This is a genomic window from Vibrio sp. B4-6 (assembly GCF_963888245.1).
Classification (GTDB): Bacteria; Pseudomonadota; Gammaproteobacteria; order Enterobacterales; family Vibrionaceae; genus Vibrio; species Vibrio anguillarum.
Genome location: NZ_CAWPIM010000006.1, coordinates 1 through 24,116, shown reverse-complemented (window position 1 = coordinate 24,116; position 24,116 = coordinate 1). Strand labels below are relative to the sequence as shown.

19 protein-coding genes and 1 other annotated feature are annotated in these 24,116 nt (G+C 43.4%); of the genes, 8 read left to right on the top strand and 11 right to left on the bottom strand.

The window, feature by feature from the left end; all coding sequences use genetic code 11:
* Positions 1-10: 10 nt before the first annotated feature.
* The gene (locus AACV20_RS01815) at positions 11-1,123 is read right to left on the bottom strand and encodes an anhydro-N-acetylmuramic acid kinase (RefSeq protein WP_047690203.1); all 1,113 of its coding nucleotides are present in this window, start codon (positions 1,121-1,123) and stop codon (positions 11-13) included.
* A 98-nt stretch (positions 1,124-1,221) separates the two neighbouring features.
* Here AACV20_RS01815 and nagZ point away from each other — a divergent pair, with 98 nt between their 5' ends.
* Positions 1,222-2,208: a beta-N-acetylhexosaminidase gene (nagZ, locus tag AACV20_RS01810; RefSeq protein ID WP_170907857.1), complete on the top strand. Its 987-nt coding sequence runs from the start codon at positions 1,222-1,224 to the stop codon at positions 2,206-2,208.
* 54 nt (positions 2,209-2,262) lie between these two features.
* Here the strand turns inward: nagZ and btsR are convergent, their stop codons facing one another.
* On the bottom strand, positions 2,263-2,979 hold the full coding sequence (gene btsR, locus AACV20_RS01805) for a two-component system response regulator BtsR (RefSeq protein WP_017047891.1): 717 nt from the start codon (positions 2,977-2,979) through the stop codon (positions 2,263-2,265).
* Positions 2,980-2,988: 9 nt separating this feature from the next.
* Positions 2,989-4,668 carry a sensor histidine kinase gene (locus tag AACV20_RS01800; protein ID WP_026027451.1) on the bottom strand — a complete coding sequence of 560 codons (1,680 nt, stop codon included), beginning with the start codon at positions 4,666-4,668 and terminating at the stop codon, positions 2,989-2,991.
* Positions 4,669-5,043: 375 nt separating this feature from the next.
* On the opposite strand from AACV20_RS01800, the gene AACV20_RS01795 reads away from it, so the two are divergent.
* Positions 5,044-6,123: a 3-deoxy-7-phosphoheptulonate synthase gene (locus tag AACV20_RS01795; RefSeq protein ID WP_170907856.1), complete on the top strand. Its 1,080-nt coding sequence runs from the start codon at positions 5,044-5,046 to the stop codon at positions 6,121-6,123.
* 11 nt (positions 6,124-6,134) lie between these two features.
* Positions 6,135-7,262: a bifunctional chorismate mutase/prephenate dehydrogenase gene (gene tyrA, locus AACV20_RS01790; RefSeq protein WP_088720933.1), complete on the top strand. Its 1,128-nt coding sequence runs from the start codon at positions 6,135-6,137 to the stop codon at positions 7,260-7,262.
* Positions 7,263-7,307: 45 nt separating this feature from the next.
* On the opposite strand, the gene AACV20_RS01785 is transcribed toward tyrA, so the two are convergent.
* Entirely contained in the window at positions 7,308-7,685 is a 378-nt protein-coding gene (locus tag AACV20_RS01785; protein WP_013857542.1) for a PilZ domain-containing protein, read from the bottom strand.
* 190 nt (positions 7,686-7,875) lie between these two features.
* Positions 7,876-9,543, bottom strand: a complete 1,668-nt coding sequence (ettA, locus tag AACV20_RS01780; protein ID WP_010319161.1) for an energy-dependent translational throttle protein EttA — start codon at positions 9,541-9,543, stop codon at positions 7,876-7,878.
* Between the two features lie 259 nt (positions 9,544-9,802).
* Here ettA and AACV20_RS01775 point away from each other — a divergent pair, with 259 nt between their 5' ends.
* Positions 9,803-11,752: a transglycosylase SLT domain-containing protein gene (locus AACV20_RS01775; RefSeq protein ID WP_170907855.1), complete on the top strand. Its 1,950-nt coding sequence runs from the start codon at positions 9,803-9,805 to the stop codon at positions 11,750-11,752.
* Positions 11,753-11,810: 58 nt separating this feature from the next.
* Positions 11,811-12,110: a trp operon repressor gene (gene trpR / locus AACV20_RS01770; RefSeq protein WP_013857539.1), complete on the top strand. Its 300-nt coding sequence runs from the start codon at positions 11,811-11,813 to the stop codon at positions 12,108-12,110.
* 24 nt (positions 12,111-12,134) lie between these two features.
* Here the strand turns inward: trpR and yjjX are convergent, their stop codons facing one another.
* The 6 genes from yjjX to bamD form a co-directional block, all read right to left on the bottom strand.
* Positions 12,135-12,662 carry an inosine/xanthosine triphosphatase gene (gene yjjX / locus AACV20_RS01765; protein ID WP_170907854.1) on the bottom strand — a complete coding sequence of 176 codons (528 nt, stop codon included), beginning with the start codon at positions 12,660-12,662 and terminating at the stop codon, positions 12,135-12,137.
* On the bottom strand, positions 12,634-14,988 hold the full coding sequence (locus AACV20_RS01760) for a putative bifunctional diguanylate cyclase/phosphodiesterase (protein WP_170907853.1): 2,355 nt from the start codon (positions 14,986-14,988) through the stop codon (positions 12,634-12,636). The genes yjjX and AACV20_RS01760 overlap by 29 nt, the downstream gene beginning before the upstream one ends.
* A complete protein-coding gene (locus AACV20_RS01755) occupies positions 14,972-16,018 on the bottom strand; it encodes a polyamine ABC transporter substrate-binding protein (protein ID WP_170907852.1) in 1,047 nt (348 codons plus the stop codon). The genes AACV20_RS01760 and AACV20_RS01755 overlap by 17 nt, the downstream gene beginning before the upstream one ends.
* 215 nt (positions 16,019-16,233) lie before the next feature.
* On the bottom strand, positions 16,234-17,412 hold the full coding sequence (pheA, locus tag AACV20_RS01750) for a prephenate dehydratase (RefSeq protein WP_026028348.1): 1,179 nt from the start codon (positions 17,410-17,412) through the stop codon (positions 16,234-16,236).
* 12 nt (positions 17,413-17,424) lie between these two features.
* Positions 17,425-17,543 (bottom strand) — a sequence feature (Phe leader region).
* 109 nt (positions 17,544-17,652) lie between these two features.
* Positions 17,653-17,979, bottom strand: coding sequence for a ribosome hibernation-promoting factor, HPF/YfiA family (gene hpf / locus AACV20_RS01745; RefSeq protein WP_026027341.1), 327 nt, complete (start codon positions 17,977-17,979; stop codon positions 17,653-17,655).
* A 456-nt stretch (positions 17,980-18,435) separates the two neighbouring features.
* Positions 18,436-19,161 (bottom strand): outer membrane protein assembly factor BamD, encoded by a 726-nt coding sequence (gene bamD, locus AACV20_RS01740; RefSeq protein ID WP_017048833.1) that lies wholly within the window; start codon positions 19,159-19,161, stop codon positions 18,436-18,438.
* 155 nt (positions 19,162-19,316) lie between these two features.
* On the opposite strand from bamD, the gene rluD reads away from it, so the two are divergent.
* The 3 genes from rluD (at position 19,317) to clpB (ending at position 23,700) form a co-directional block, all read left to right on the top strand.
* Positions 19,317-20,291 (top strand): 23S rRNA pseudouridine(1911/1915/1917) synthase RluD, encoded by a 975-nt coding sequence (rluD, locus tag AACV20_RS01735; protein WP_170907851.1) that lies wholly within the window; start codon positions 19,317-19,319, stop codon positions 20,289-20,291.
* Positions 20,291-21,016 carry a peptidoglycan editing factor PgeF gene (gene pgeF / locus AACV20_RS01730; RefSeq protein WP_170907850.1) on the top strand — a complete coding sequence of 242 codons (726 nt, stop codon included), beginning with the start codon at positions 20,291-20,293 and terminating at the stop codon, positions 21,014-21,016. Before rluD ends, pgeF begins: the two co-directional genes overlap by 1 nt.
* 107 nt (positions 21,017-21,123) lie before the next feature.
* Complete coding sequence (gene clpB / locus AACV20_RS01725) at positions 21,124-23,700, top strand: ATP-dependent chaperone ClpB (protein WP_026027339.1); 2,577 nt, start codon at positions 21,124-21,126, stop codon at positions 23,698-23,700.
* Positions 23,701-24,116: the final 416 nt, after the last annotated feature.

Below are 24,116 nucleotides of genomic sequence, written 5' to 3'. Positions count from 1 at the left end.
TCCTTACTTATTAATGAGTAAAATAGACCACACCCAACGAAGCGAGAGCGCTTGCTCCGGTTACTTCTGGTAGATTGCTGGGTAAATTATGCAGACGACGTTGAGCAAGCCAAGCAAAAGCCATTGCTTCCATGTAGTCACTATCCACCCCTTTATCGCTGGTGGGCATGATGCGCCAGTGTGCTAAATGGGCCTGCAAACGTTCAACCAATAGCGGGTTACGGGCGCCTCCCCCACACAGCAGTAATTCCGGCGCTGGCCCACATTGGTAGTGTGCGACTTGCGTGGCGATGGTGAGTGCTGTGTATTCACAGAGTGTACGTTGCACATCTTCTGCTGCTAACGAAAACTCAGCCAGTATCTGCTGAAGCCAAGGGAGATTAAACAGCTCGCGACCCGTGCTTTTCGGTGCATTCAACGCAAGGTACGGCTCTTGATTGAGACGTTCGAGTAGTGGTTGGTGTACCTTTCCCGATCTCGCCCACATGCCATTATCATCAAATTTATGGCCTGTCTGTTCAAAGCACCACGCATCCATCAATATATTGCCCGGGCCCGTATCGTAGCCTAATACTTTTTGCTGCGGCCGCAGTACCGAAATATTAGCGATGCCGCCAATATTGAGTACTACAACGCTCGAATCGGTTGATTTGAAAATGGTGTCGTGAAATGCAGGGACTAATGGAGCTCCTTGGCCGCCGAGCGCCATATCTTTGCGACGAAAATCAGCCACCGTGTCGATGCCAGTTTTGTTGCTGATGATATTGGCATCACCGAGTTGCATCGTAAAAGGCGTATTACCGTTGGGTTGATGAAAAACCGTTTGGCCATGGCAGCCAATCGCGCGAATATCGCACGCTTGATAGCCTGATTGAGCCAGTAAAGCGATGACTGCATCAGCAAACAGATGGCCGAGCAAGTGGTCTAACTCGCCAATCTCTTGCACATTGGTTGATTGCCCAATACAGACATTCAGCAAACGCTGTTTGAGATCTTCTGGCATTGGGAAATCAGCGTGAGCCAATAAACGAATTTGGTTGCCATCCATTTCGACCAGTGCTGTATCGACACCATCCATGCTTGTGCCAGACATCACACCAATGTAGCGTTCAATGCTCTTCATTCGCTTCTCCTTCAACTCGAAAACAAAATCATTGTAATAGAAATTCAAAGCGAATAATCTCGTTAAATTAACTGTTTAAGTAAATTTTTGGAGTGAGCATGGGACCGTTGTGGCTAGATGTGGCAGGCTGTGAATTGAGCGCTGAAGACAAAGATATTCTTGAGCATCCCACTGTCGGCGGGGTCATTCTTTTTGCGCGTAATTATCACGATAACGCGCAGTTGCTTGCGCTTAATAAAGCGATTCGCCATGCAGCAAAACGTCCAATTTTAATTGGTGTCGATCAAGAAGGTGGGCGAGTACAGCGTTTTCGTGATGGGTTTTCGCTGATCCCTGCCGCGCAGCAGTATGCCAAGCAGAATAATGGTGAAGCATTAGCTCGCCAAGGTGGCTGGCTGATGGCGGCGGAGTTGATTGCTCATGATATTGATCTCAGCTTTGCTCCTGTATTGGATAAAGGTCATGCGTGTAAAGCGATTGGTAATCGTGCTTTTGGTGATGATGTACAGAGCATCATTCGCCACAGTTCAGCCTATATGCAAGGCATGAAAGAGGCTGGCATGGCAACAACAGGTAAACACTTTCCCGGTCACGGCGGGGTAATCGCTGACTCGCATCTTGAGACGCCCTATGATGAGCGCAGCACGGTGATGGAAGAGGACATGGCGATATTCAAAGCGCAGATTGAAGCTGGAGTGCTCGATGCCATGATGCCTGCACATGTGATTTATCCTCACTATGATGATCAACCTGCCAGCGGTTCTGCGTTTTGGTTGAAGCAAGTACTTCGCCAGCAGTTAGGGTTCAAAGGGCTAGTCTTTTCTGATGATTTAACAATGGAAGGGGCATCTGTCATGGGCGGTCCTGCCGAGCGCGCGCATCAATCACTAGCCGCTGGATGTGACATGATTTTAGTGTGCAATCAACGCGCAGCTCAAATTGAAGTGTTGGATAATTTGCCGATTTTGGATGTGCCAGCGGCTGAGTCTCTACTCAAACATCGTGCTTTTAATCTTCCTCAACTGCAAAGCACTGAACAGTGGAAACAAGCCTCAGAAGCGATGAAACGACTGCTTGGTGAGTAAAAAAATGGCGCTGTGCGTGAAAGCTTCAGCGCCGTTATTTTCTATTCGTTGCGGTTAGTGAAAACCCAGAACTTCTTTTAAATTTTTTAGATAACGTCGGCTGACGGGCACTTTGTGATCACTAAGGGTGATGATTTCCGCCAGCCCATTGTCCAATAATTTGATCTCTTTAATGGCCCTAGTATTGATTAAATACTGGCGGTGACAACGAACCAGTGGCGTTCTTTCTTCCAAAATTTTGAGCGTTAATTGGCTGGTGGCTCGTTGTAAATGGGTTTGCACATGAACACCACTGATGTCGCTCAAAGCAAACTCGACATCTTTGGTGGCAATGATCACAATTCGATTTAATCCAATGCAGGGAACTTGATCTAACCCTGCTGGTGATAAAATCGAAAAATCCTGCTTTTTTTGCCCTTGGCGAACTAAACGTTGCAGCGTTTTCTTTAAGCGCTCAGGGTCAACTGGCTTGAGTAGATAATCAAACGCATTTTCCTCAAACGCTTGCAGCGCATACTGATCATAAGCGGTGACAAACACCACATTGGGCATCGTATCTGGGTCAAGCATCCCTAGCAGCTCAATGCCAGTAACTTGTGGCATTTGGATGTCGAGAAACACCACGTCTGGCTTTAGCTGATTGATTTTTTTTAACCCTTCGATCGCATTACTGGCGTGACCAATCACATCAACATCGCCCGTCTCTTCTAGTAGCTCAGTCAGTTCTTCCCGAGCGAGCAGTTCGTCATCAATAACCAGTGCCGATAGCATGTTATTCCCTTAGTTAAATCCTTGATGAGGAATGAGAAAGCTCATTCGTGTGTATTGATTAGCCAATACTTCCGTTTTTAGTGCGGCTTGTTCGCCAAATTTATTAGTTAAGCGTTTATTGACAATTTGCATGCCTAAACCATCGTAATCTTCATTCGGAGCTTGGTAACTGCCCGCATTATCTTCCACTACAATTTTGTATCCTTCCGTTTGCGCTTGGCTGTAGATTCGTACCCGTCCGCCTTCTAACAAGTTAGAGGTGCCGTGCTTTATCGCATTTTCTACCAGTGGCTGTAGAGTAAAACTGGGTACATTGCGCTCAAGCAGTAATGCATCATCGATGGCAATATCCACTTCAAGGCGATCGGCAAAACGCGCTTGTTCTATGGTTAAGTAAGCTTTGACATGTGCTAACTCTTCTTTAAGAGTTACGGTCTCAATATTTTGTTTGAGGTTACTACGAAAGAAGTGCGAAAGATGCTGGATAAGTTCTCGCGCTTTGTCGGGATCACGGCGGGTGATGGCACTAATGGTATTGAGCGCATTAAACAGAAAGTGGGGGTTGACTTGAGCATGCAGAAGTTTGATCTCGGCGCGAGAAAGCAGCATCTGCTTTTGTTGGTATTCGCCGTACAGAATTTGGCTCGACAGTAATTGTGCAATCCCTTCCGCCATTGACATGTTAATGGTTGAAAAAAGTTTACGCTTCGGCTCGTACAGCTTTATGGTTCCAATTACGCGATCACCTGCTCTAAGTGGAATGATTAGCGCTGAACCGAGTTTGCAGTTTTTAGAGAGTGAGCATTGATAAGGGGAATCTTTTCCGTCGAGGTAAATAATGCGGTTTTTGGTGATCGCATCGAGTGTACTTTGTGATGAGATCGGTGTATTGGGTTTGTGGTGATCGTCACCAATACCGATAAACGCGAGTATTTTTTCTCTATCGGTGATCGATACCGCGCCAACATTGGTCATTTCGTAAACAATTCGAGCGACTTTACCTGCATTGTGTGGATTAAAACCGTTGGCCAAAATTCCAACTGAACGTTCAGCAATATTCAGTGCGCGACGAGAAAAGGTGGCGGAATACTCTTCAAAAATGGTTTTTCTGTCTTGTAAAATGCTCATGAATAGCGCCGCGCCGACTGAGTTAGCGATGATCATGGGCGCGGCGATGGTCGAGACTAAGGCGTATGCATCAACAAACGGTTTAGCGACTAACAAAATCACCAACATTTGCACTATTTCAGCAAACAGTGTTACGGCAAAAACAATGCTGGGGCTAAACAGGAGTCGCCCTTTGCCCTTTCTCAGTAAATAGGTGTGCAGCAATCCACCAATCAAACCTTCTGCAGTGGTTGAAATGGCGCATGCCACATCGGTAAAACCGCCTAAAGTGTAGCGATGCATACCGCCAGTAAATCCAACCGCAAACCCCACAATGGGGCCACCAAATAACCCACCCATGACGGCACCTATCGCCCGCGTATTGGCAATCGCATCGTTGATCTGCAAACCAAAATAGGTGCCCATGATGCAAAAGAGGGAAAACAAAACATACGTACTGATTTTGTGGCTAATTCGACTGGAAATGTTAAGCAGCGGCAAGAAAATGGGTGTTTTACTCAACATATAAGCGAGAACGAGGTAAACACACATCTGTTGCAGTAAGGAAAGAATTAAATCCATGTCAAAAACCCGTTGGTTTGGTGATCCCCTTTTCACTTGAAGCTACAGTAGTATTGGTTTTGTTCATTTTCCTAAGCGTAGAGTTTTCTATATACATTAGGATTTATGTACGGATGGCCAGACTGTAACACCAATCTCTTTGGGTATGATTTACGATTCATCCTCACTATTTTAGGTGAGATAGAGAGAATAAAATACGCGTCAGCTTATATTTTTTGCTTTAATAGAAGATAAATACGTGTGTAATTTTATTTTTACACATTATGTTTTTTTAAATTTACACTTGAAATGTTTTTAAAGCCTGTTAATTTGTCTTTTATTGGTGTTTAGGTATGCAATAAGATTTTGTGTAAACAAATAATTACAGGTGATGAGATGCAAAAAAGTGAACTAAGTAATATTAACATCAGTGATGAGCAAGTGCTGATCACTCCGGAACAATTAAAAGCTAAGCTGCCGCTCAGTCATCAAGCTCGCCAGTTCATTCAACACTCTCGTCAGACAATTGCCAATATTATTCATAAAAAAGATCACCGTTTACTGGTGGTGTGCGGTCCTTGCTCTATTCATGATATTGATGCGGCAAAAGAGTACGCAAAGCGCTTGAAATCACTCTCAGAGCAGTTGAGTGATCAACTGTACATTGTCATGCGTGTTTACTTTGAAAAGCCGCGTACAACGGTTGGCTGGAAAGGGCTGATTAACGATCCTCATCTTGATGGCAGTTTTGATATCGAACATGGTTTACACGTTGGTCGTCAATTGTTAGTTGAGCTAGCGGAGATGGAGATCCCTCTGGCGACCGAAGCGCTTGATCCGATCAGCCCTCAATATTTAGCCGATACATTCAGTTGGGCGGCGATTGGTGCGCGCACCACGGAATCTCAAACACACCGAGAAATGGCCAGTGGTTTGTCGATGCCGATTGGGTTTAAAAACGGCACCGATGGCAATTTAGCAACGGCAATCAATGCGATGCAAGCAGCATCATCCAGCCACCGCTTTATGGGCATTAATAGTGAAGGGCAAGTGGCCTTACTTACCACTCAAGGCAACCCAAATGGGCATGTCATTTTACGTGGCGGTAAGCAAACCAACTACGATTCAGTGTCGGTCACCGAGTGTGAGCAAGAGATGGCAAAACATAAATTGGATGCCTCGTTAATGGTGGATTGTAGCCATGCTAATTCACGTAAAGATTACCGTCGTCAGCCGTTAGTCGCTGAAGATGTGATTCATCAAATTCGTGAAGGAAATCAGTCTGTTATTGGTTTGATGATTGAAAGTCACCTCAATGAAGGTAATCAATCTTCTGACCTTCCTCGCAACGAAATGGAATACGGTGTATCGATTACGGATGCCTGTATTAATTGGCCATCAACTGAGGCACTATTACGACATGCTCATCAAGAGCTCGTTCCGTTCTTAGAAAATCGCCTAAAAAAAGATGAATAAAGGGAAGTGCTATGGCTGTTGAACTTAACGAATTACGTGATCAAATTGATGCTGTCGATAAACAAATGGTCGAGCTGCTTGCACGCCGATTAGCTTTGGTTGAAAAGGTGGGGGAAGTCAAGAGCCGACATGGTCTACCGATTTATGCTCCCGATCGAGAAGCGGCGATGCTGGCTTCTCGCCGCGCTGAAGCGGAAAGAAAAGGCGTCCCGCCACAACTGATTGAAGATATTTTGCGCCGTACTATGCGTGAATCTTATGCCAGTGAAAAGGATTCTGGCTTTAAGTGCTTAAACCCAGAGCTGCGCTCTGTGGTGATTATTGGCGGTCATGGTCAACTTGGTGGCTTATTTGGCCGTATGTTCAAACTGTCGGGCTATCAGGTGAAAGTATTAGGCAGTAAAGATTGGCATCAAGCCGATGAGATACTGCATGATGCTGGTTTGGTTGTGGTGACGGTTCCTATTCACTTAACCGTCGGTGTGATTGAAAAACTTGCTCATTTGCCTGCCGATTGTATTTTGTGCGACCTCACATCGATTAAGTCTAAGCCGCTACAGGCGATGCTTAAAACACACTCTGGCCCAGTGGTTGGATTACACCCAATGTTTGGCCCAGATGTCCCTAGTATGGCCAAGCAAGTGATCGTCTATTGCGATGGGCGAGGAGAAGCGAGTTATCAGTGGTTACTAAAACAGTTTTCGATATGGGGAGCGAGTTTGTGCCAGATTGATGCCGCAGAACACGATCACGGCATGACCTTGATCCAAGCACTGCGTCACTTCACTTCGTTTGTATACGGTTTACATCTTTCTAAAGAAAATCCGAATATCCAAAAATTACTGCAGCTGAGTTCACCGATTTATCGTTTAGAACTGGCGATGGTTGGACGGCTTTTTGGTCAAGACCCTCACTTGTATGGCGATATCATTTTCTCATCGGAAGAGAACGTTGAGATGATAAAACGTTTTCATGCTTGTTTTGGTGAGGCGTTAACCTTACTTGACGGGCGTGAGAAGCAAGCTTTTGTGGAAAGCTTTAGCAAAGTGAGTGATTGGTTTGGCAGTTATTCACAACAATTTATGCTTGAAAGTCAAAACCTGTTAAAACAAGCGAACGATGCCATTCATCGTGTTTAAGGCTGTCTGAAGGGCGAGTGCGGTTGTTGTGAATACGGCCGCCGCTCATTCTTCCGGTTCATCCCCTAAATCAGACAAGTATTCCAGTTCGCGATGGAGCAAACTTTCATCACCCATGTTCAATTCAACTAAACGTTTCAAATGGCCAATACTTTCAATATCAATGTGATTGATGCTGACACGAATAATGTTGTTTTGAATGTGGATCAACTTGGCGACTAGATTAATAGTGACATCGCTGTCTGGTAGTGTGAAATGGACTTGTGCCATTTCATTGAGCACTAATTTGTCCGCGTCAGGGCATGAGAGCAATAGTCCATGCAGCGACAAATCTTGAATCGTTGTGGTGACGGTATGTTTACCTTGCAATAAGGTGGCAGGCATCTGATAGATGATGCGTGAAAAGCGACGTCTTTCAATCATGGTACTCTCTCTTGTTGAGCGTTGACCTGTGCCAGCTTCGGCTCTGTATCGATCATTGAAAAATTATACCCATTAAGTTTAGACCTAATTGAAGGCAGTGTCGCGAATCCTGCATCTTGTTGTGTGATGCGTGATGTACAAGTAACAAAAAGGCCGCAATAGATTGCGGCCAAAGACTTCAAATACAGAGTTATTTGGTCATACGCTTGTATTTAATGCGGTGTGGTTCAGCCGCTTGAGCGCCCAATGTCTGTTTTAACCACTCAGTGTATTCGCTGTAGTTGCCTTCATAGAATTTCACTTCACCTTCATCACGGTAGTCCAGAATGTGGGTCGCAATACGGTCTAGGAACCAACGGTCGTGCGAGATAACCATGGCGCAACCAGGGAATTCCAGCAGCGCCTCTTCCAATGCGCGTAGCGTTTCAACATCCAGATCGTTGGTTGGTTCGTCGAGTAATAGGACGTTACCGCCAGCTTTAAGCAATTTGGCTAAGTGAACACGGTTGCGCTCACCACCCGATAGCTGACCGAGCACTTTTTGTTGATCGACGCCTTTGAAGTTAAAGCGAGAGCAGTAAGCACGCGCAGGAATTTCAAAATTGTTGATCTTGATAATATCCGCCCCTTCAGAGATCTCTTGGAAGACGGTATTTTTGTCGTTCATGCTGTCACGGAACTGATCAACCGAGGCTAATTTCACGGTTGCGCCCAATTCAATTTCACCAGAATCTGGTTGCTCTACGCCACTTAGCATTTTAAACAGCGTTGATTTACCCGCACCGTTAGCACCGATGATGCCGACAATCGCCCCTTTCGGCATGCTAAATGACAAATTATCAATCAGTACGCGATCACCAAACGATTTGGTTAAGTTACGAACTTCCAATACTTTGTCACCTAAACGTTCGCCCGGCGGGATGAAGAGTTCGTTGGTTTCATTACGTTTTTGATGTTCAGTATTATTAAGTTCTTCAAAGCGTGCCATACGTGCTTTGGATTTTGCTTGGCGGCCTTTCGGGTTTTTACGAACCCATTCCAGCTCTTTTTCAATCGTTTTTTGACGAGCACTCTCTTGAGATGATTCTTGCTTTAAGCGTTCATCTTTCTGTTCGAGCCACGAGGTGTAGTTACCTTGCCAAGGAATGCCTTCACCGCGGTCAAGTTCTAAAATCCAACCAGCAGCATTATCAAGGAAGTAACGGTCGTGGGTGATGGCGACGACTGTGCCTGAATAGTCGACAAGGAAGTGCTCTAGCCAAGCAACAGATTCCGCGTCTAAGTGGTTGGTTGGTTCGTCAAGCAGCAGCATATCTGGCTTTTCAAGTAGCAAACGGCAGATCGCCACACGGCGGCGCTCACCACCAGACAAAACGGCGATTTTAGCATCCCATTCTGGTAGACGAAGTGCATTGGCCGCACGTTCTAAAGCGTTCTCTAAATTATGGCCATCTTTGGCTTGAATCAGAGCCTCGAGCTCACCTTGCTCTTTGGCTAACGCATCAAAATCGGCGTCGGGTTCTGCATATGCCGCATAAACAGCATCGAGGCGAGTTAGTGCGCCAGCCACATCAGAAACGGCCTCTTCCACCACTTCACGCACGGTTTTTGATTCATCCAGTACTGGTTCTTGAGGCAAGTAGCCGACTTTCAATCCTGCTTGCGGGCGTGCTTCCCCATCAATATCAGTATCGATGCCAGCCATGATACGTAACAGGGTGGATTTACCTGAACCATTGAGACCTAAAACACCGATTTTAGCTCCAGGGAAAAAGCTCAGAGAGATGTCTTTGAGAATTTGACGCTTAGGCGGGACAATTTTACTCACCCGCGACATGGTATATACGTATTCAGCCATTGCCGATTGTTCCTAATCTTAGTAACAGAAGAAAGTGGTCATTTTATACCAAAGCGATCGCATTTGTTACTAGGTACCTAATTTTTAGAGCTTAGATGGTGTTTTTCATCGATAAAAAAGTAACGAAACATTAAGTTACTAAGTTCATATGTCGCACTTTTATGAATTTAATATTATTTACATCTATGGCCTTTACTTTTTTATCTAGAATCAGCGTAATGAAACGGAAATTCCCTTGCTTTGGATAGGACGAGAGCACATGGCGCTCATGCATTTTATAAGACCGCAGCGATTGTTATCATCAATATTAGCGTTGAGCTCCTTGGTGTGCGGCACCGCGTTTTCAGGCGCAATAGAGGATTTGGATAGTCAACGAGAGCTGTACGATCAAGCTCAGAGGTGGCTTGATGAAGATAAAGTTGATGAAGCTAAAAAAATTAGAAATAAGATCAAAAACTATCCATTGACGCCTTATCTGGATTATCGATCTCTGCTGGTCGATATTGGTAATAAACCGCCATTAGCGGTTCAGGTTTTTATCGATACACATCAAGATTTCCCGTTTTCAAACCGCATTCGAGCACCGTATCTAGATGCGTTGGCGGCTAAAGGAAAATGGGCCACCTTGCTTGATTTTCAAAAAGTGGAGCCGAATGATGAGCCTTATCGCTGTCATTACTACAATGCGCATTACCAAACAGGCCAGCGAGATATTGCGTTCAAAGGCGCACAAAAACTATGGCTCAGTGGCAGTAGCATTTCTGACGCCTGTGATCCACTCTTCACCGCATGGAGTGAGCAAGGCGGGTTAACCGATGACTGGTTGCTTAAACGAATGTTATTGGCGTTTGATGGGCGTAATTTAACGCTAATGAAATACTTACAGAAAAAATTAGTTAAGCCAAAATCACAGGCGACAGCGCAAGCGATGATGGATCTCTACCGCTCGCCAGAAAATGTGCTGACTTTTGCTAAACAATACACCGATGGCACGTTTAATCAGCAGTCGATTCAATTTGCGTTAGAAAAGCTAGCACGCCAAGATGCAAAGCTTGCGCAAAGTGTGTACCAAACTCTTCTCGATCAGAAAATACTGTCGGATGCTTATCAGCGTCCTATTGCAGAATATATAGCCAGAATATTGCTTGATACCGAGGAGCAAGCACTCGCAAACTGGCGAGATAGTGTGATAGCGCAAAGCTCAAACAGTCTTTTGCTCGAGCAGAGAATCCGCAAGGCACTGACCGTTGGTCGTTGGGATGAAGTGAAATTCTGGACAGAGCAGCTCCCCGCTGATGAAAAAGCCAGCTTACGTTGGCAATATTGGCTTGGGCGCGCTGATATTGCGTTGGGTGATGAAGCCAAAGGATTACAACGTTTAAATGCGATGATTGGGCAACGTAATTTCTACAGTGTCGCGGCCGCTAATATGGTGAAACAGTCAGTAAATTATCCCAGTACATCGATTAAGCTTAATCCTAATTTATTGACGCCGTATAAAAAAGCCTTAGTACGGATCCAAGAGCTGATTGAACGAGATAAAATCGCTGCTGCAAAAAGTGAATGGAAATGGTTACTCGATCGTGCAGATACAAAAGAAAAAGAGATGCTAGCGGCCTACGCCGACTCCCAACGTTGGTATAGTTTAACTGTGACAGCCTCTATTTCGGCGCGGATGTGGGACAACATGCAATTGCGTTTTCCATTAGCCCATCAATGGTGGTTTAACTTCTATGGCCAAAAACACGACATTGACCCAATTATGCTGATGTCACTTGCTCGTCAAGAAAGTGGAATGGATGTTGAGGCTCAATCGCCCGTTGGCGCTCGCGGTATCATGCAGATTATGCCGAGCACGGCTAAGTATACGGCTAAAAAATATCAGCTGACCTATAACGATGAGCAAGAGTTATATGAGGTGGGTAAAAATATCGAAATAGGCAGCCATTACTTAAATGGATTATTAGAGCAATACAGCGACAATCGAATTTTTGCATTTGCTGCCTATAACGCTGGGCCAAATCGCGTCAATCAATGGCGAGAGAAAACACAAGGCAAGTTAGATGCTTACGCTTTTATTGAAGCGATCCCTTTTCGGGAAACCCGCGGGTATGTGCAAAATATTTTGATGTTTGAGACTTACTATCGAGATTTGATGGGGATTGAAGGTGAATTTCTCAACCAAGATGAGCTCAATACAAAATATTAATTCCAATACGAAGTGAAAGTTCTACAATAGCGGAACGTATCACTTTGCGAGTACATTCATGCCACACCAACCTGAGTACACTGATTGGCAGCAGCTAATGGAATTGGTTAAATCAGCCACAGAGCAAGAGCAGCACGCAATGCTACTCACCATGATGATGACCCCAGATGAGCGAGATGCGCTCGTGGCGCGTGCGAACATCTTATGTGAGCTACTTAAAGGGGAGTTATCACAGCGGCAGATTAGCCAATTGCTCGGAGTGGGAATTGCGACCATTACGCGTGGCTCAAATGAGCTCAAAAGTAAATCAGAACAAGAAAAGTCGCAATTAGCCGCTCTGCTACTCAAGGTGTCTTAGTGACCCCTTGAGTTCGCTAACTTTTTATAAATTAGCAGGGAAATGCTCTGTGTTGATAAAAGGGATCAGAGCAAGGATCAGTGCTTGATGATAGACCGAGCTGCGAGTGAGTTGGTTATGAGTGAGTAGGCTGATCGCACCGCCTTTCTGTTTGATATTTTGGCAGTCAAACAGTTTATCCATCACATCGCCTAGCTCATTTTCATGGCTTAACAGCTTCAATACTTGAGGTGGTAGCATTAAGCTGGCTGAACGCGATTCTCCTCTATGAGTGGCGGATTCAATCACCATCCATGCAAAAGTCACTGTATTCTCAATGCCCGCTTCTAACCCGACGTAATAATCTGCCGTGGGATCTTGCTCTTTCGCATTTCGTACTCGATTAAGTGCGCCTTGATGGGTTTCTTCATCTGTCATCGGTTGATCCGCGACACCACTGGGCACACTCACCCCTTTAAATGAGAAAGTATCCTGCGGAAAGGTACTTTCAAATGCACTTTTGACTGCATTGATTTTGTCCGGGTTAAGAGAGGCAATGATCACATTTTTCATAAACAGCGTTTAACTCTTTTTGTTGTTGATACCATGAAACCAACGCATTTAATGGCATTGGTTTGGCAAAATAATAGCCTTGCATGAAATCACATTGGTAATCAGCAAGCCAATTATGCATCTCTTTACTTTCAATACCTTCAGCTGTGACTTGCATTGATTGAGAGTGGCAAAGTTCGATCAAAGGCTTAATGATCTTGTGATTGTCAGTGGTGATGAGTGTATCTAAAAAAAGCCGATCGAACTTAATTTTTTGTACTGGATATTGCACCAATTGAGTAATGGAGGTGTAACCAGAACCGAAATCATCAATCGCCAATCCGTAGCCTAAATGCGATAGTTCGTGAAGCAGTGGAAAACCTTTTGAATTGGCAGAAAAAGTTTCTGTAATTTCAAAATCAATCAAATGGGGAGGAACTGCATTCTCCTGCGCATGTTTATGAATGTAATGAGCTAACTGTAAAGAGTTTAATTCTGCTGATGAAAGGTTAATCGATAACTGAACAGGGTGTTCAAACATCGCTTGCAGTGCATGGAACTCCTCGAAAGCTGAACGGACGACCCAGCGATCAATGTTGCCAAATAACCCGGTTTGTTCGGCTATCGGAATAAATTCTTTTGGTGAAATCGTACCGAGCAGGTTGGATTCCCAACGAAGTAAAACTTCAAATCCTGAGACTGTATTGCCAGCACGATTTAAATAAGGTTGGTAGACCAAGCTAAATTCCTGATCAAAATTACCTCGGCGTAATGCTTGCTCAATATTGGCTCTGCGCAGAACACCCTTATTGAGCTCTGGCGAGTAGTAAGCTATTTGGTTCTTCCCAGCATTTTTTGCTTGATACATGGCCGTATCAGCATTAGATAATAATTTTTCTAAGGTATAGCCATCGGTTGGGTAGGTAGCGATACCAATACTTGCTGTGATAGGGAAATTTCCGAGCGGTGAATTATGCTGGTTTTGTAATGGGATCAGTAGCTGAGTGGCAAATTCGCTTGCCGCTTGTATAAAACTACTATCAGGTGTAGAAATAAAAATTGAAAACTCATCCCCTGATAGCCGCGCTGCTAGGCTTTTTACTTGATACTTTTCAAAGAAAAAGTTGCGCAATGAGCCAATATGCTGTGCAAAGTTGACTAATAATGCATCACCGACCTGATGTCCATATTTATCATTGACGTATTTGAAATTATCTAAATCAATATACAAAACCCAGATGTTATCTGTGTGTCTTGCGTTTGCTAGCACTCTTTCTACTGATTGTTGAAAGTGGTGGCGATTGGCAAGTTTTGTTAAGTGGTCGTATTCTGCAAGTGCTTTTGTTTTCTTATATGTGGTATCAAGCTCCTGATACATATCGTAAAAACGAGAGGATAGCCGGCCAATTTCATCGTTACTCTTAAGAGTTTCGATATTGTCACGCTGCTTATTCTCTACTTCTTTCAATTGTTGATCTAATTGGGATATGGGCTTGATTACATGCCGGTATAATAAATACAAAAGCAGCAACACAGTCACTAGAGTCGATATTCCAAACGACAACGCTAACCGTTTTTTAATGGCATAAAGTTTGTCGTTAATTAGATACTGTGCAGGATCAAGCGTGGCATAAAGATCTGATTTTAATTCAACAGTTTGCGTTAATCCTACCTTTTTAATATCCGCTACGTCAGTGAAAAAAATGGTACTTCGGTTATCAAATTCTATTTTTTTCATCAGTCGATTAAAGGGTTCTAGTACGACGAAAACAACAACAAAGAAAATTTTATCGCGGTTATAGCTAAGCGGTGTCGTAAGTGTTTGAGTATCTAAAACATCATACCGAACTAGAATACCTTCACCGCTGGAATTTGTCGTATAGTCAACATAAGAGGTTTTCTGTGTGCTATCGAAAGTGTCTTGTATGTGGTTGAGAATTTTTGTATCGATTTTAGCGAAGGGGTCACCGCTATTTTCGGCATAATAAAGAACATTTTTGCTGCCATCCAAAATCGATAACGCAATGAAATTATTCTCTTGTGATTGGAGAATGTCCAATGTTTGCTGAAAGTTATCAACCAGTTCTAACTCTCGATAAGGGTTGCGCTCATGTGCAACGTAGTGACGAATGATATCGCTTTTCGTTAGGGTGTAAGCGTAGCTATTCACCAGGTATTGGGTTTGACGAAAGTGACCCGCGAGTTTTTCCATACTCAGTTGAAGATAGCTTTCTTCTCTTTTCAGCAAAGCATCTTTTTGATTGGAGTAGATAATGTAACTAGATGCCACTGCACTGAGAAGAATAACCGGTGTTATTAGCAACAGAATTCTATTGTTGAGCTTCATGTTGTTCCAAAATACTGTTAATGATTTTTGCTCTCAAACTAATATCGGCAGGGAGCAATTCGCTATCAATAATGCCTTGTTCTAACAAAGCTGGGTTTGGAAATAATGATGCATCATTTCGGTAATTATCTGGCATTAAATTTAGGGCACTTAAGTTTGGTGTCGCAGCTTTAATATCTTTTGCATTTATTGCGGCAACTTCTGGGCTCAATAAGTGGTTTATAAACTCTTTTGCATGCTCTTTATTTTTTGAATTGCTGTTGATGGCTAAACAATCCACCCAAATATAGGGTCGGCCTTGCGGGGTGACAAAATCCCAATCATTGCTGCCAAAATACTTATTCAATGAAAATTGGTCACCGCTGTATGCGAGTGCCATATCTAAGCCATTACTGTCAGGATGGCTTCGGACGTAACTCAATATATATTCATAGGTTAAGATGTTGCGATTCACGGATAGCATCTTTTGATAAGCCTGTTTCAGTGCATTATCGTTATTTGTAATTGGCGATTGTTGTTGGGCATACAATGCTGGCAACAGGGTTTCAACTGTATCGTGAAGCATCCCCACATGGCCTTGGAGTGCTGGTGGCATGTCGATGAGATCAGCCCAGTTTTTGGGTTTGGCTGGAAATTTACTTTTTTTGTAGACGATGCCTACGGTTCCCCAAAAGTAGGGAACGGCGTGGCTACCGCACGCTTGATTCCATTTCGTATCATTATGCTTTCTATTGGGCAGAGTACTCAGATCTTCAAAGGTGTTGAGCTGAGAGTAGATAAGAGCGGATACGTTATCTAACACTACAATATCAAAAGGCAGCTGGACACTTTTGACCATTAATAGACTGCGTTCATCGTCATTATCAAAATGATATAGATTAATATCGATGCCGCTGCTTTGCCGCCATTGATCAACGATTTGCGGTGACATAGTGTCTTCCCACAAATAAATATTGAGCTCTGAGCTTCGAATGTGCGCTGAAATGCCTAGCAGAAATAGCATTAAAGCCAAAGGATGGATTTTCATCATGATATAAGTAGATGAACCTTATTTATTGGAAAAGGGCATCGTTCACAATGAAAGTGTCACAGATATCTTATGACGTGCGGAATATGTTCCGTGAATTCAAAGTAGGCTGACAGCCCAAAACATAGTGATTAATTATGTGTGAAATGATTGGGCATTATATGAACTATGTTGATAGCTGTCAGCTGACTTCTGTCAAATATTTGACTTAAATGTGATTATTGAAGTTTTACTTGGGTCGGTTTAACATTTTCGCTTGGGTAGCAACCTAATACTTTTAAATGCTTAGTGATTTTTGTTAGCTCATTCAATGCTTGCTGCATTTCAATGGAATCAAGATGTGATTCAAGATCAACATAGAACATTTCTTCCCAAGGATTACCCATAATAGGTCTCGATTCCAATTTGGTCATATTGATGCCGTAGCGTTGCAGCACTAACAAGCTTTCAACAAGTGAGCCTGCTTGCTGTGATGTTGACATGATTAATGTCGTCTTCGCTGGAATTTGAGTAGAGACTTCCACGGGTTTTCGCGCAACAACAATAAAGCGAGTCTGGTTTTCTGTTTGATTGGCGATATTAGATTTGATCGATTGTAAGCCGTACAGTTTACCGCTAGAAGCATTGCCAATTGCGGCAACATCGTTGCGATTAAGCTGCTGTACTTTTTGCATCGCATCAGCGGTGCTCGCACAGGTTTCAAGTGTAACGCCTTTTAGGCGGCTTAAAAATTCGCTGCACTGCTGGTGGGGCTGTGGGTGTGAATAAAGAATTTTGAGCTCTTCCAAACGTAATTCAGAGGTGGCGACCAAGCAGTGCTCAATCGGTAAAGTGAGCTCACCTACAATGTACAAGGTAGTATGTTGCAGCAAATCATACACTTCGTTAATTGAACCTGAACTGGTATTTTCAATCGGCAATACCCCATAGTCGGCATGACCCGATTCAACCGTTTTAGTGACTTCTTTAAACTGATCGCAATTGAGTTCGATCAACTCTGTATTTTTACGACTGAAGTACTCACGAGTTGCAAGATGGGAGTAAGAACCTTTAGCACCTAAAAAAGCAACCCTTGCCAGCGGTTTACGGCTCAGTTGCGGATTGGCTAGATTCTGCAAGTATGCTTGCTGTAGCAAGACGGAGTCTTCAATGATGGTATGAAATAGTTTAGTAATGTACTGAGCATCTAAATTGTATTTTTCTTTACCAGTATTAATCAATTTGACTAAAAGTTGCTGTTCACGTATTGCATCTCTCACTGGTTTTGCGGTTTCCACTTTGCTTTTAGCGACTTCAATGCTGAACTTTCGACGCTCTGCCAGTAGGTTTAGCAGTTGATCATCAAGCTCGTTCAGTCGCAAGCGGATCTCTTCAAGTGAATAGTGCTTTTCAGTCATAAAAATGTCCTTGTAAAAAAGCCTCCCAGTGGGAGGCTTCCTGTTCGTTTTTGACTTATCTTCTGTCAACGACCATGCCTCCAAGGTTATTGGAGAAAAAAGAAGTCAAAAAAGAACAGTGAGGTTAAGTGCATAAGAAGGTGATTTCTCTTTGAATGTAAAGACACAATAAGCAAGCAACCGTAGAGCGTCAAGCAAAAAAATAGCGCTTGAAAGCGCTATTTTTCATCATATTAAATTTTATTCAACTTCTTCTTCTACTTCCGGTTTGTCGGTACGACGAGCTTCCGGTTTATGGCGCAGTTTGTTGAGTTGGCGTTCTAATTTTTGTTCTACCTCATTGATAGCTGCGTAAAGATCTTCGTGGGTTGCAGAAGCGACTAATTGTCCTTTGGGTACCGTGATAATAGCTTCGAATCTTTTTTGTTTATTGGGCTCTTCACTAAAGCTAGCTTGGCATCCTATGATATCCACTTGCCATTTTTCTAGTTTTTTAAATTTGCTCTCAATGTGAGTGCGGATTGCAGAGGTGATGTCGATATTTTTACCAGTGATAGTTACTTTCATAGATGTTTTCCTCTGTTGCATCCCTCATGGGTTAACTTCAGATTACTGATTTAATACCAAAGTAATGTGATCTAGGTCACTTTATTGAATGTGATTTCAAAGGGCGAGTTTAAACGTGATCTCACGCAAAGAGTGCTGACAAAGAGTAAAGAAAAAGCTTGTGATTCCTATCAATCTGGATAGATTGGTTAAAGGATCAAGCTAAGAATTTCCCATTTTTAGGGTGTTTTTGCGGCCTAAAAAGAGCGCTGCTCATTTCTTATTCAAGTGTTTTTTGTGATCTTTATTCTAACGATGTTTTGAACACCTCCCTTCTTATTTCAGTTTTTCAGTTTTCCCTGCACCACTCATTTTCCAGCCGTCTTTTGCTGGCGTGTTATTATTCCCATCGACTCCAAATAAAAAAACCACTCAAAGCGAGAGTGGTTTTCATGGCGTACTTAAGCTTATTGCAAACTATTGTGGATTGAGTGCAATTAACTTTTGAGTTCTGGCAATGGCATCGTTCAGTTTGAGCTGTTTATACGCTTCTAACTGAATGTGTAATGATTTGCGAGCCGCTTCAGTGTCTGGATACGTTTTTTGTAGCTCCTGAGCACGGTTGATAGCCGCAATCCAAGATTCACGGCGTAAGTAAAAATCAGCTGTGGCAAGGTCATATTCAGCCAGTCTATTTTTTAACGCGAATAAGCGTTTATGAGCATCTTCTGCATAAGGGCTTGTTGGGTAGCGTTGCAGCAGTTTCTTAAAATCAGCAAACGCAGCTTTTACCGGTTCTGGATCACGATCCGCGCGATCGACATTAAATAGGTCATGCATGAAGTTGCGATCTTGCGCCATATGCGTCAAACCACGCATGTAGAGTACCCAATCCATTTTTTCATGGGTTGGATTCAAACGGGTAAAGCGTTCAATGGTCGCTAAACCTAACGCAAGATCATCGTTTTTGTAGTAAGCGTAAATAAGGTCAAGTTGAACTTGTTCTGAATACGCGCCGAAGGGATAACGTGAATCTAACGCCTCAAGTTTTTGAATGGCCGTTAACCAGTTACCAGTTTGCAGTGAGGTTTGTGCTTCTGAGTATAATTCAGAAGGCGGCACATCAGGGACAATCTCTTCGCTGCTTGAACAGCCAAATAACAGTGATAATGCGAGTAAGCCTGATAAAGTGTGGTGTTTCATGACAGGAGTCGTTTCCTTGAATTAATGCTTCTTAATTGAGTGCGTAATCGCTTTACAAATCGTTTCGTTACTTTCTTAGCAGTAACAGATACAATGACGCCATATTTTATCCATACTAGACGCTATTAGTCTCACGGTTTTTAAAAAAGTTCGATATGGCTCAGCAGATTGAATTAACAAATACAGTAAAAGATAGCCAGTTAGGTCAACGTTTAGACCAAGCTGTCGCTGAATTATTCGCAGATTTCTCTCGTTCACGTCTAAAAGAGTGGCTTTTAGAAGGCAAAGTTCAGGTCAATGATGAGGTGATCACTAAACCAAGAACGAAAGTCATGGGGGGAGAAATCATTACGGTCCAAGCCGAGCTTGAAGATGAAGAGCGTTGGGAAGCGCAAGATATACCTTTAAATATCGTGTATGAAGATGACGATATTATGGTCATCAACAAACCACGAGATTTTGTCGTTCATCCAGGCGCGGGTACTCCAGATGGCACAGTGTTAAATGCACTGTTGTTCCACTATCCAGCTATTGCAGAAGTACCTCGTGCGGGGATTGTGCATCGTTTGGATAAAGATACGACTGGTTTAATGGTGGTCGCTAAAACGGTTCCTGCACAAACACACTTAGTTCGAGCGTTGCAAAAGCGTAAGATTACGCGTGAATATGAAGCGATTGTGATCGGTACTATGACGGCTGGTGGGATGATCGATAAGCCGATTGGCCGCCACTCAACAAAACGTACATTGATGGCGGTAAGCCCGATGGGTAAATCAGCGGTAACTCACTACCGTGTGGCTGAGCATTTTCGTGAACATACTCGACTTCGTTTGCGTTTAGAAACGGGCCGTACTCACCAAATTCGTGTGCATATGTCATATTTACAGCATCCTTTGCTTGGGGATACCGCTTATGGTGGCCGCGCTAGGATTCCGAAAGGGGCAACGCAAGAGCTGACCGATATGATCCGTGGTTTTGATCGTCAGGCTTTGCATGCAGTTATGCTTCGACTTGAGCATCCTGTGACTGGTGAAATGCTAGAATTTCATGCGCCAGTACCTGACGATATGATCATTATGGCGGAAGCTTTACGCGTAGATACTAAGTTGAATAAAAAAGACGAGTTCTAATGGAGAAGATCATCCCTAACTGGAATGCACCTAAACATGTAAAAGCTTTCTCCTCGACTAGAGTCGGTGGCTTTTCGTTAGCTCCTTATCAAGGGCTGAATTTAGGCATGCATGTTGGGGATGATCCTTTATCCGTTGAAAAAAATCGCCAATGGCTAACGCAGCAAGCGGCGATGCCCTCTGAACCTATTTGGCTTGAACAAACGCATTCAACACAAGTGCTAGAGGTTACTCAACCTACTCAGCAGATTCTGAGTGCCGATGGTGTTTTTACCCATCAGCATAATGTGGTTTGTTCTGTAATGACCGCTGATTGCTTACCTGTTCTACTCACTAATCACCAAGGCAGCGAAGTGGCTGCAGTTCATGCTGGTTGGCGCGGTTTAGCTAATGGGATACTCGAAAATGCGCTCGCCAAATTTTCTAGTGATATCCTAGCTTGGCTCGGTCCTGCTATCGGTCCTACGGCATTTGAAGTCGGTGATGATGTATACCATGCCTTTGTTGATCAAAATACCAAAGCAAAGGCCGCATTTTCTCTTCAAGAGAATGGAAAATGGCTAGCAAATATTGCACAGTTAGCCACGTTAAGGTTGCATCAATGCGGTGTTTCAGAAATATCAGATAGAGGCCTTTGTACCTTCCATAATCCTCATCAGTTTTATTCCTATCGACGCGACGGAATCACAGGTCGCCAAGCTTCATTTATTTGGATCGAAGAGTAACTTACGCAAGATCAATCTTCCCTAACTTGCCCCTTGAAAAAGCACTAGTACGTAGCCATCTTTAGCTACGTAAGATTAGTTTCTCAATTAAGGTGAGGAAAGTTGGTATGCGTCTTGATCGATTTACAAGCAAATTTCAAATTGCCATTTCTGATGCTCAATCATTGGCATTAGGCCGTGATCATCAATATATCGAGCCTGTTCATTTGATGGTGGCATTGCTCGATCAAAATGGCAGTCCAATTCGTCCACTTCTTACTATGTTAAGTGTGGACGTTATGCAATTGCGCTCGAAGCTCAGTGAGATATTAGACCGTTTGCCAAAAGTTAGCGGTATCGGTGGTGATGTTCAGCTTTCTAGCGCAATGGGTACTATGTTCAATTTGTGCGATAAACTCGCGCAAAAACGGCAAGATTCCTACATTTCTTCGGAAGTATTTTTGCTAGCCGCACTAGAAGATAAGGGCGCGCTTGGTCAATTACTCAAAGAAATAGGGCTTACCGAGAAAAAAGTTTCTGAAGCAATAGAAAAAGTGCGTGGAGGTCAGAAAGTGAATGATCCAAATGCAGAAGAGCTAAGACAAGCGCTTGAGAAATTCACAATAGATCTAACTGAACGAGCGGAACAAGGCAAACTTGATCCTGTCATCGGGCGTGATGATGAAATTCGTCGCACCATTCAAGTATTGCAACGCCGGACCAAAAACAACCCCGTGATTATTGGTGAGCCCGGTGTAGGTAAAACGGCGATTGTGGAAGGGTTAGCGCAGCGCATTATTAATAATGAAGTGCCAGAAGGTCTACGTGGTCGTCGAGTATTGTCATTAGACATGGGGTCTTTGGTCGCAGGGGCTAAGTATCGTGGTGAATTTGAAGAACGCTTAAAATCGGTGCTTAACGAGCTAGCGAAAGAAGAGGGTAATGTCATCCTCTTTATTGATGAGTTGCACACTATGGTCGGTGCAGGTCGAGGCGAAGGCGCAATGGATGCGGGGAATATGCTTAAGCCCGCTCTGGCTCGAGGAGATCTACACTGTGTCGGTGCGACCACTTTAGACGAGTATCGTCAATATATAGAGAAAGATCCGGCACTTGAGCGACGTTTCCAAAAGGTACTGGTTGATGAACCTAGCGTAGAAGACACAGTAGCTATTTTGCGTGGTTTGAAAGAGCGTTATGAGCTCCATCACCATGTGGAGATCACCGATCCCGCTATTGTTGCTGCTGCGAGCTTATCGCACCGTTATATTTCTGATCGCCAGTTGCCCGATAAAGCGATTGACTTGATCGATGAAGCCGCTTCAAGTATTCGAATGCAAATAGATTCAAAGCCAGAATCTTTAGATAAGCTTGAGCGCAAAATTATTCAGCTGAAAATTGAGCAACAAGCGCTAACGAATGAACACGATGAAGCGAGTGAAAAACGCTTACAGGTGTTAAACGAAGAGTTAAAAGTGAAAGAGCGCGAGTTTGCTGAGCTGGAAGAAGTTTGGAATGCGGAAAAAGCAGCTCTTTCGGGTACTCAGCATATTAAGTCCGAATTAGAGCAAGCGCGTATGGATATGGATTTCGCACGTAGAGCGGGTGACTTGAACCGTATGTCAGAACTTCAATATGGCCGAATTCCTGAACTTGAAAAGCAGCTCGACCTTGCAACCCAAGCTGAAATGCAAGAGATGACTTTGCTACGCAACAAAGTAACTGATGTAGAAATTGCGGAAGTACTTTCAAAGCAAACTGGTATTCCAGTTTCTAAAATGCTGGAAGCTGAGAAAGAAAAACTGCTGCAAATGGAGGATGCGCTGCATCAACGAGTTATCGGACAAGTTGAAGCCGTCGAAGTGGTATCAAATGCGATTCGCCGTAGCCGAGCTGGGTTATCTGATCCAAATAGACCGATTGGTTCCTTCTTATTCTTAGGGCCAACTGGTGTGGGTAAAACTGAATTGTGTAAAACACTCGCAAACTTTATGTTTGATAGTGAAGATGCCATGGTGCGAATCGACATGTCTGAGTTTATGGAAAAACACTCAGTAGCGCGATTAGTCGGCGCGCCTCCAGGTTATGTGGGCTACGAAGAGGGTGGCTACTTGACCGAGGCTATTCGTCGTAAACCGTACTCGGTTATCTTGTTGGATGAAGTTGAGAAAGCACACCCTGATGTCTTTAATATCCTGCTACAGGTATTAGATGATGGGCGCTTAACTGATGGACAAGGACGCACAGTTGATTTTCGTAATACAGTGGTAATTATGACCTCAAACTTAGGGTCTTCACAAATTCAAGAAAAATTCGCAAGCTTGGATTATGAAGGCATTAAAAAAGAGGTAATGGAGATTGTAGGTAAACATTTTAGACCAGAGTTCTTAAACCGAGTGGATGAAAGTGTAGTATTCCATCCGTTGGCGCAAGAACAAATTAAATCGATCGCTTCTATTCAATTAGCCCGTCTTGGTAAACGAATGGAAGAGAAAGGTTATCAGCTTGAGGTATCTGAAAAAGCGTTAGAGCTGATTTCTCAAGTTGGGTTTGATCCTGTTTACGGAGCAAGACCATTGAAACGCGCGATTCAACAAAGCGTTGAAAATCCATTAGCGAAAGAAATCTTGGCAGGAAGAATCCTACCGGATAAAAAAGTTAAGCTAGTTGTTAGCAATGACCAAATTATTGCTCATCAAGACTAAACATTTACATTCAAAAGGGCCAGAAATGGCCCTTTTTGTTTGAAAATCACTCTCATTGGTTCTTTTGTGAGCTGTTGGTTCGTTTTTATGAGAAAGTTTCATTTTAAGACTTGTGTCCTTCTCTAAACTACCTATAATGCGCCTCGTTGTCAGGGCAGTGCTAGTTACTTCTGCTGATAACAGATGGACACTTGTTTAAAAGAAATAATCGATAAAGTGTTTGACACTTAAGGTTATATCGCTAGAATGTTCGTCCGCTTTGAATGCTTTTAGGTAAGCATTCAAGCAAGCTCTTTAACAATATAAACCTATCAATCTGTGTGGGCACTCGTTGATGATAATCAAAAAAGATTTATCAATGAACTGAGTGACCAATCAGAATCAAGTTTACTTGATTTTGGCACAGTCAATTCATT

Coding starts and splice junctions, on each gene's coding strand:
- AACV20_RS01815 (WP_047690203.1), bottom strand. CDS start 1,123: ATGAAGAGCATTGAACGCTACATTGGTGTGATGTCTGGCACAAGCATG.
- nagZ (WP_170907857.1), top strand. CDS start 1,222: ATGGGACCGTTGTGGCTAGATGTGGCAGGCTGTGAATTGAGCGCTGAA.
- btsR (WP_017047891.1), bottom strand. CDS start 2,979: ATGCTATCGGCACTGGTTATTGATGACGAACTGCTCGCTCGGGAAGAA.
- AACV20_RS01800 (WP_026027451.1), bottom strand. CDS start 4,668: ATGGATTTAATTCTTTCCTTACTGCAACAGATGTGTGTTTACCTCGTT.
- AACV20_RS01795 (WP_170907856.1), top strand. CDS start 5,044: ATGCAAAAAAGTGAACTAAGTAATATTAACATCAGTGATGAGCAAGTG.
- tyrA (WP_088720933.1), top strand. CDS start 6,135: ATGGCTGTTGAACTTAACGAATTACGTGATCAAATTGATGCTGTCGAT.
- AACV20_RS01785 (WP_013857542.1), bottom strand. CDS start 7,685: ATGATTGAAAGACGTCGCTTTTCACGCATCATCTATCAGATGCCTGCC.
- ettA (WP_010319161.1), bottom strand. CDS start 9,543: ATGGCTGAATACGTATATACCATGTCGCGGGTGAGTAAAATTGTCCCG.
- AACV20_RS01775 (WP_170907855.1), top strand. CDS start 9,803: ATGGCGCTCATGCATTTTATAAGACCGCAGCGATTGTTATCATCAATA.
- trpR (WP_013857539.1), top strand. CDS start 11,811: ATGCCACACCAACCTGAGTACACTGATTGGCAGCAGCTAATGGAATTG.
- yjjX (WP_170907854.1), bottom strand. CDS start 12,662: ATGAAAAATGTGATCATTGCCTCTCTTAACCCGGACAAAATCAATGCA.
- AACV20_RS01760 (WP_170907853.1), bottom strand. CDS start 14,988: ATGAAGCTCAACAATAGAATTCTGTTGCTAATAACACCGGTTATTCTT.
- AACV20_RS01755 (WP_170907852.1), bottom strand. CDS start 16,018: ATGATGAAAATCCATCCTTTGGCTTTAATGCTATTTCTGCTAGGCATT.
- pheA (WP_026028348.1), bottom strand. CDS start 17,412: ATGACTGAAAAGCACTATTCACTTGAAGAGATCCGCTTGCGACTGAAC.
- hpf (WP_026027341.1), bottom strand. CDS start 17,979: ATGAAAGTAACTATCACTGGTAAAAATATCGACATCACCTCTGCAATC.
- bamD (WP_017048833.1), bottom strand. CDS start 19,161: ATGAAACACCACACTTTATCAGGCTTACTCGCATTATCACTGTTATTT.
- rluD (WP_170907851.1), top strand. CDS start 19,317: ATGGCTCAGCAGATTGAATTAACAAATACAGTAAAAGATAGCCAGTTA.
- pgeF (WP_170907850.1), top strand. CDS start 20,291: ATGGAGAAGATCATCCCTAACTGGAATGCACCTAAACATGTAAAAGCT.
- clpB (WP_026027339.1), top strand. CDS start 21,124: ATGCGTCTTGATCGATTTACAAGCAAATTTCAAATTGCCATTTCTGAT.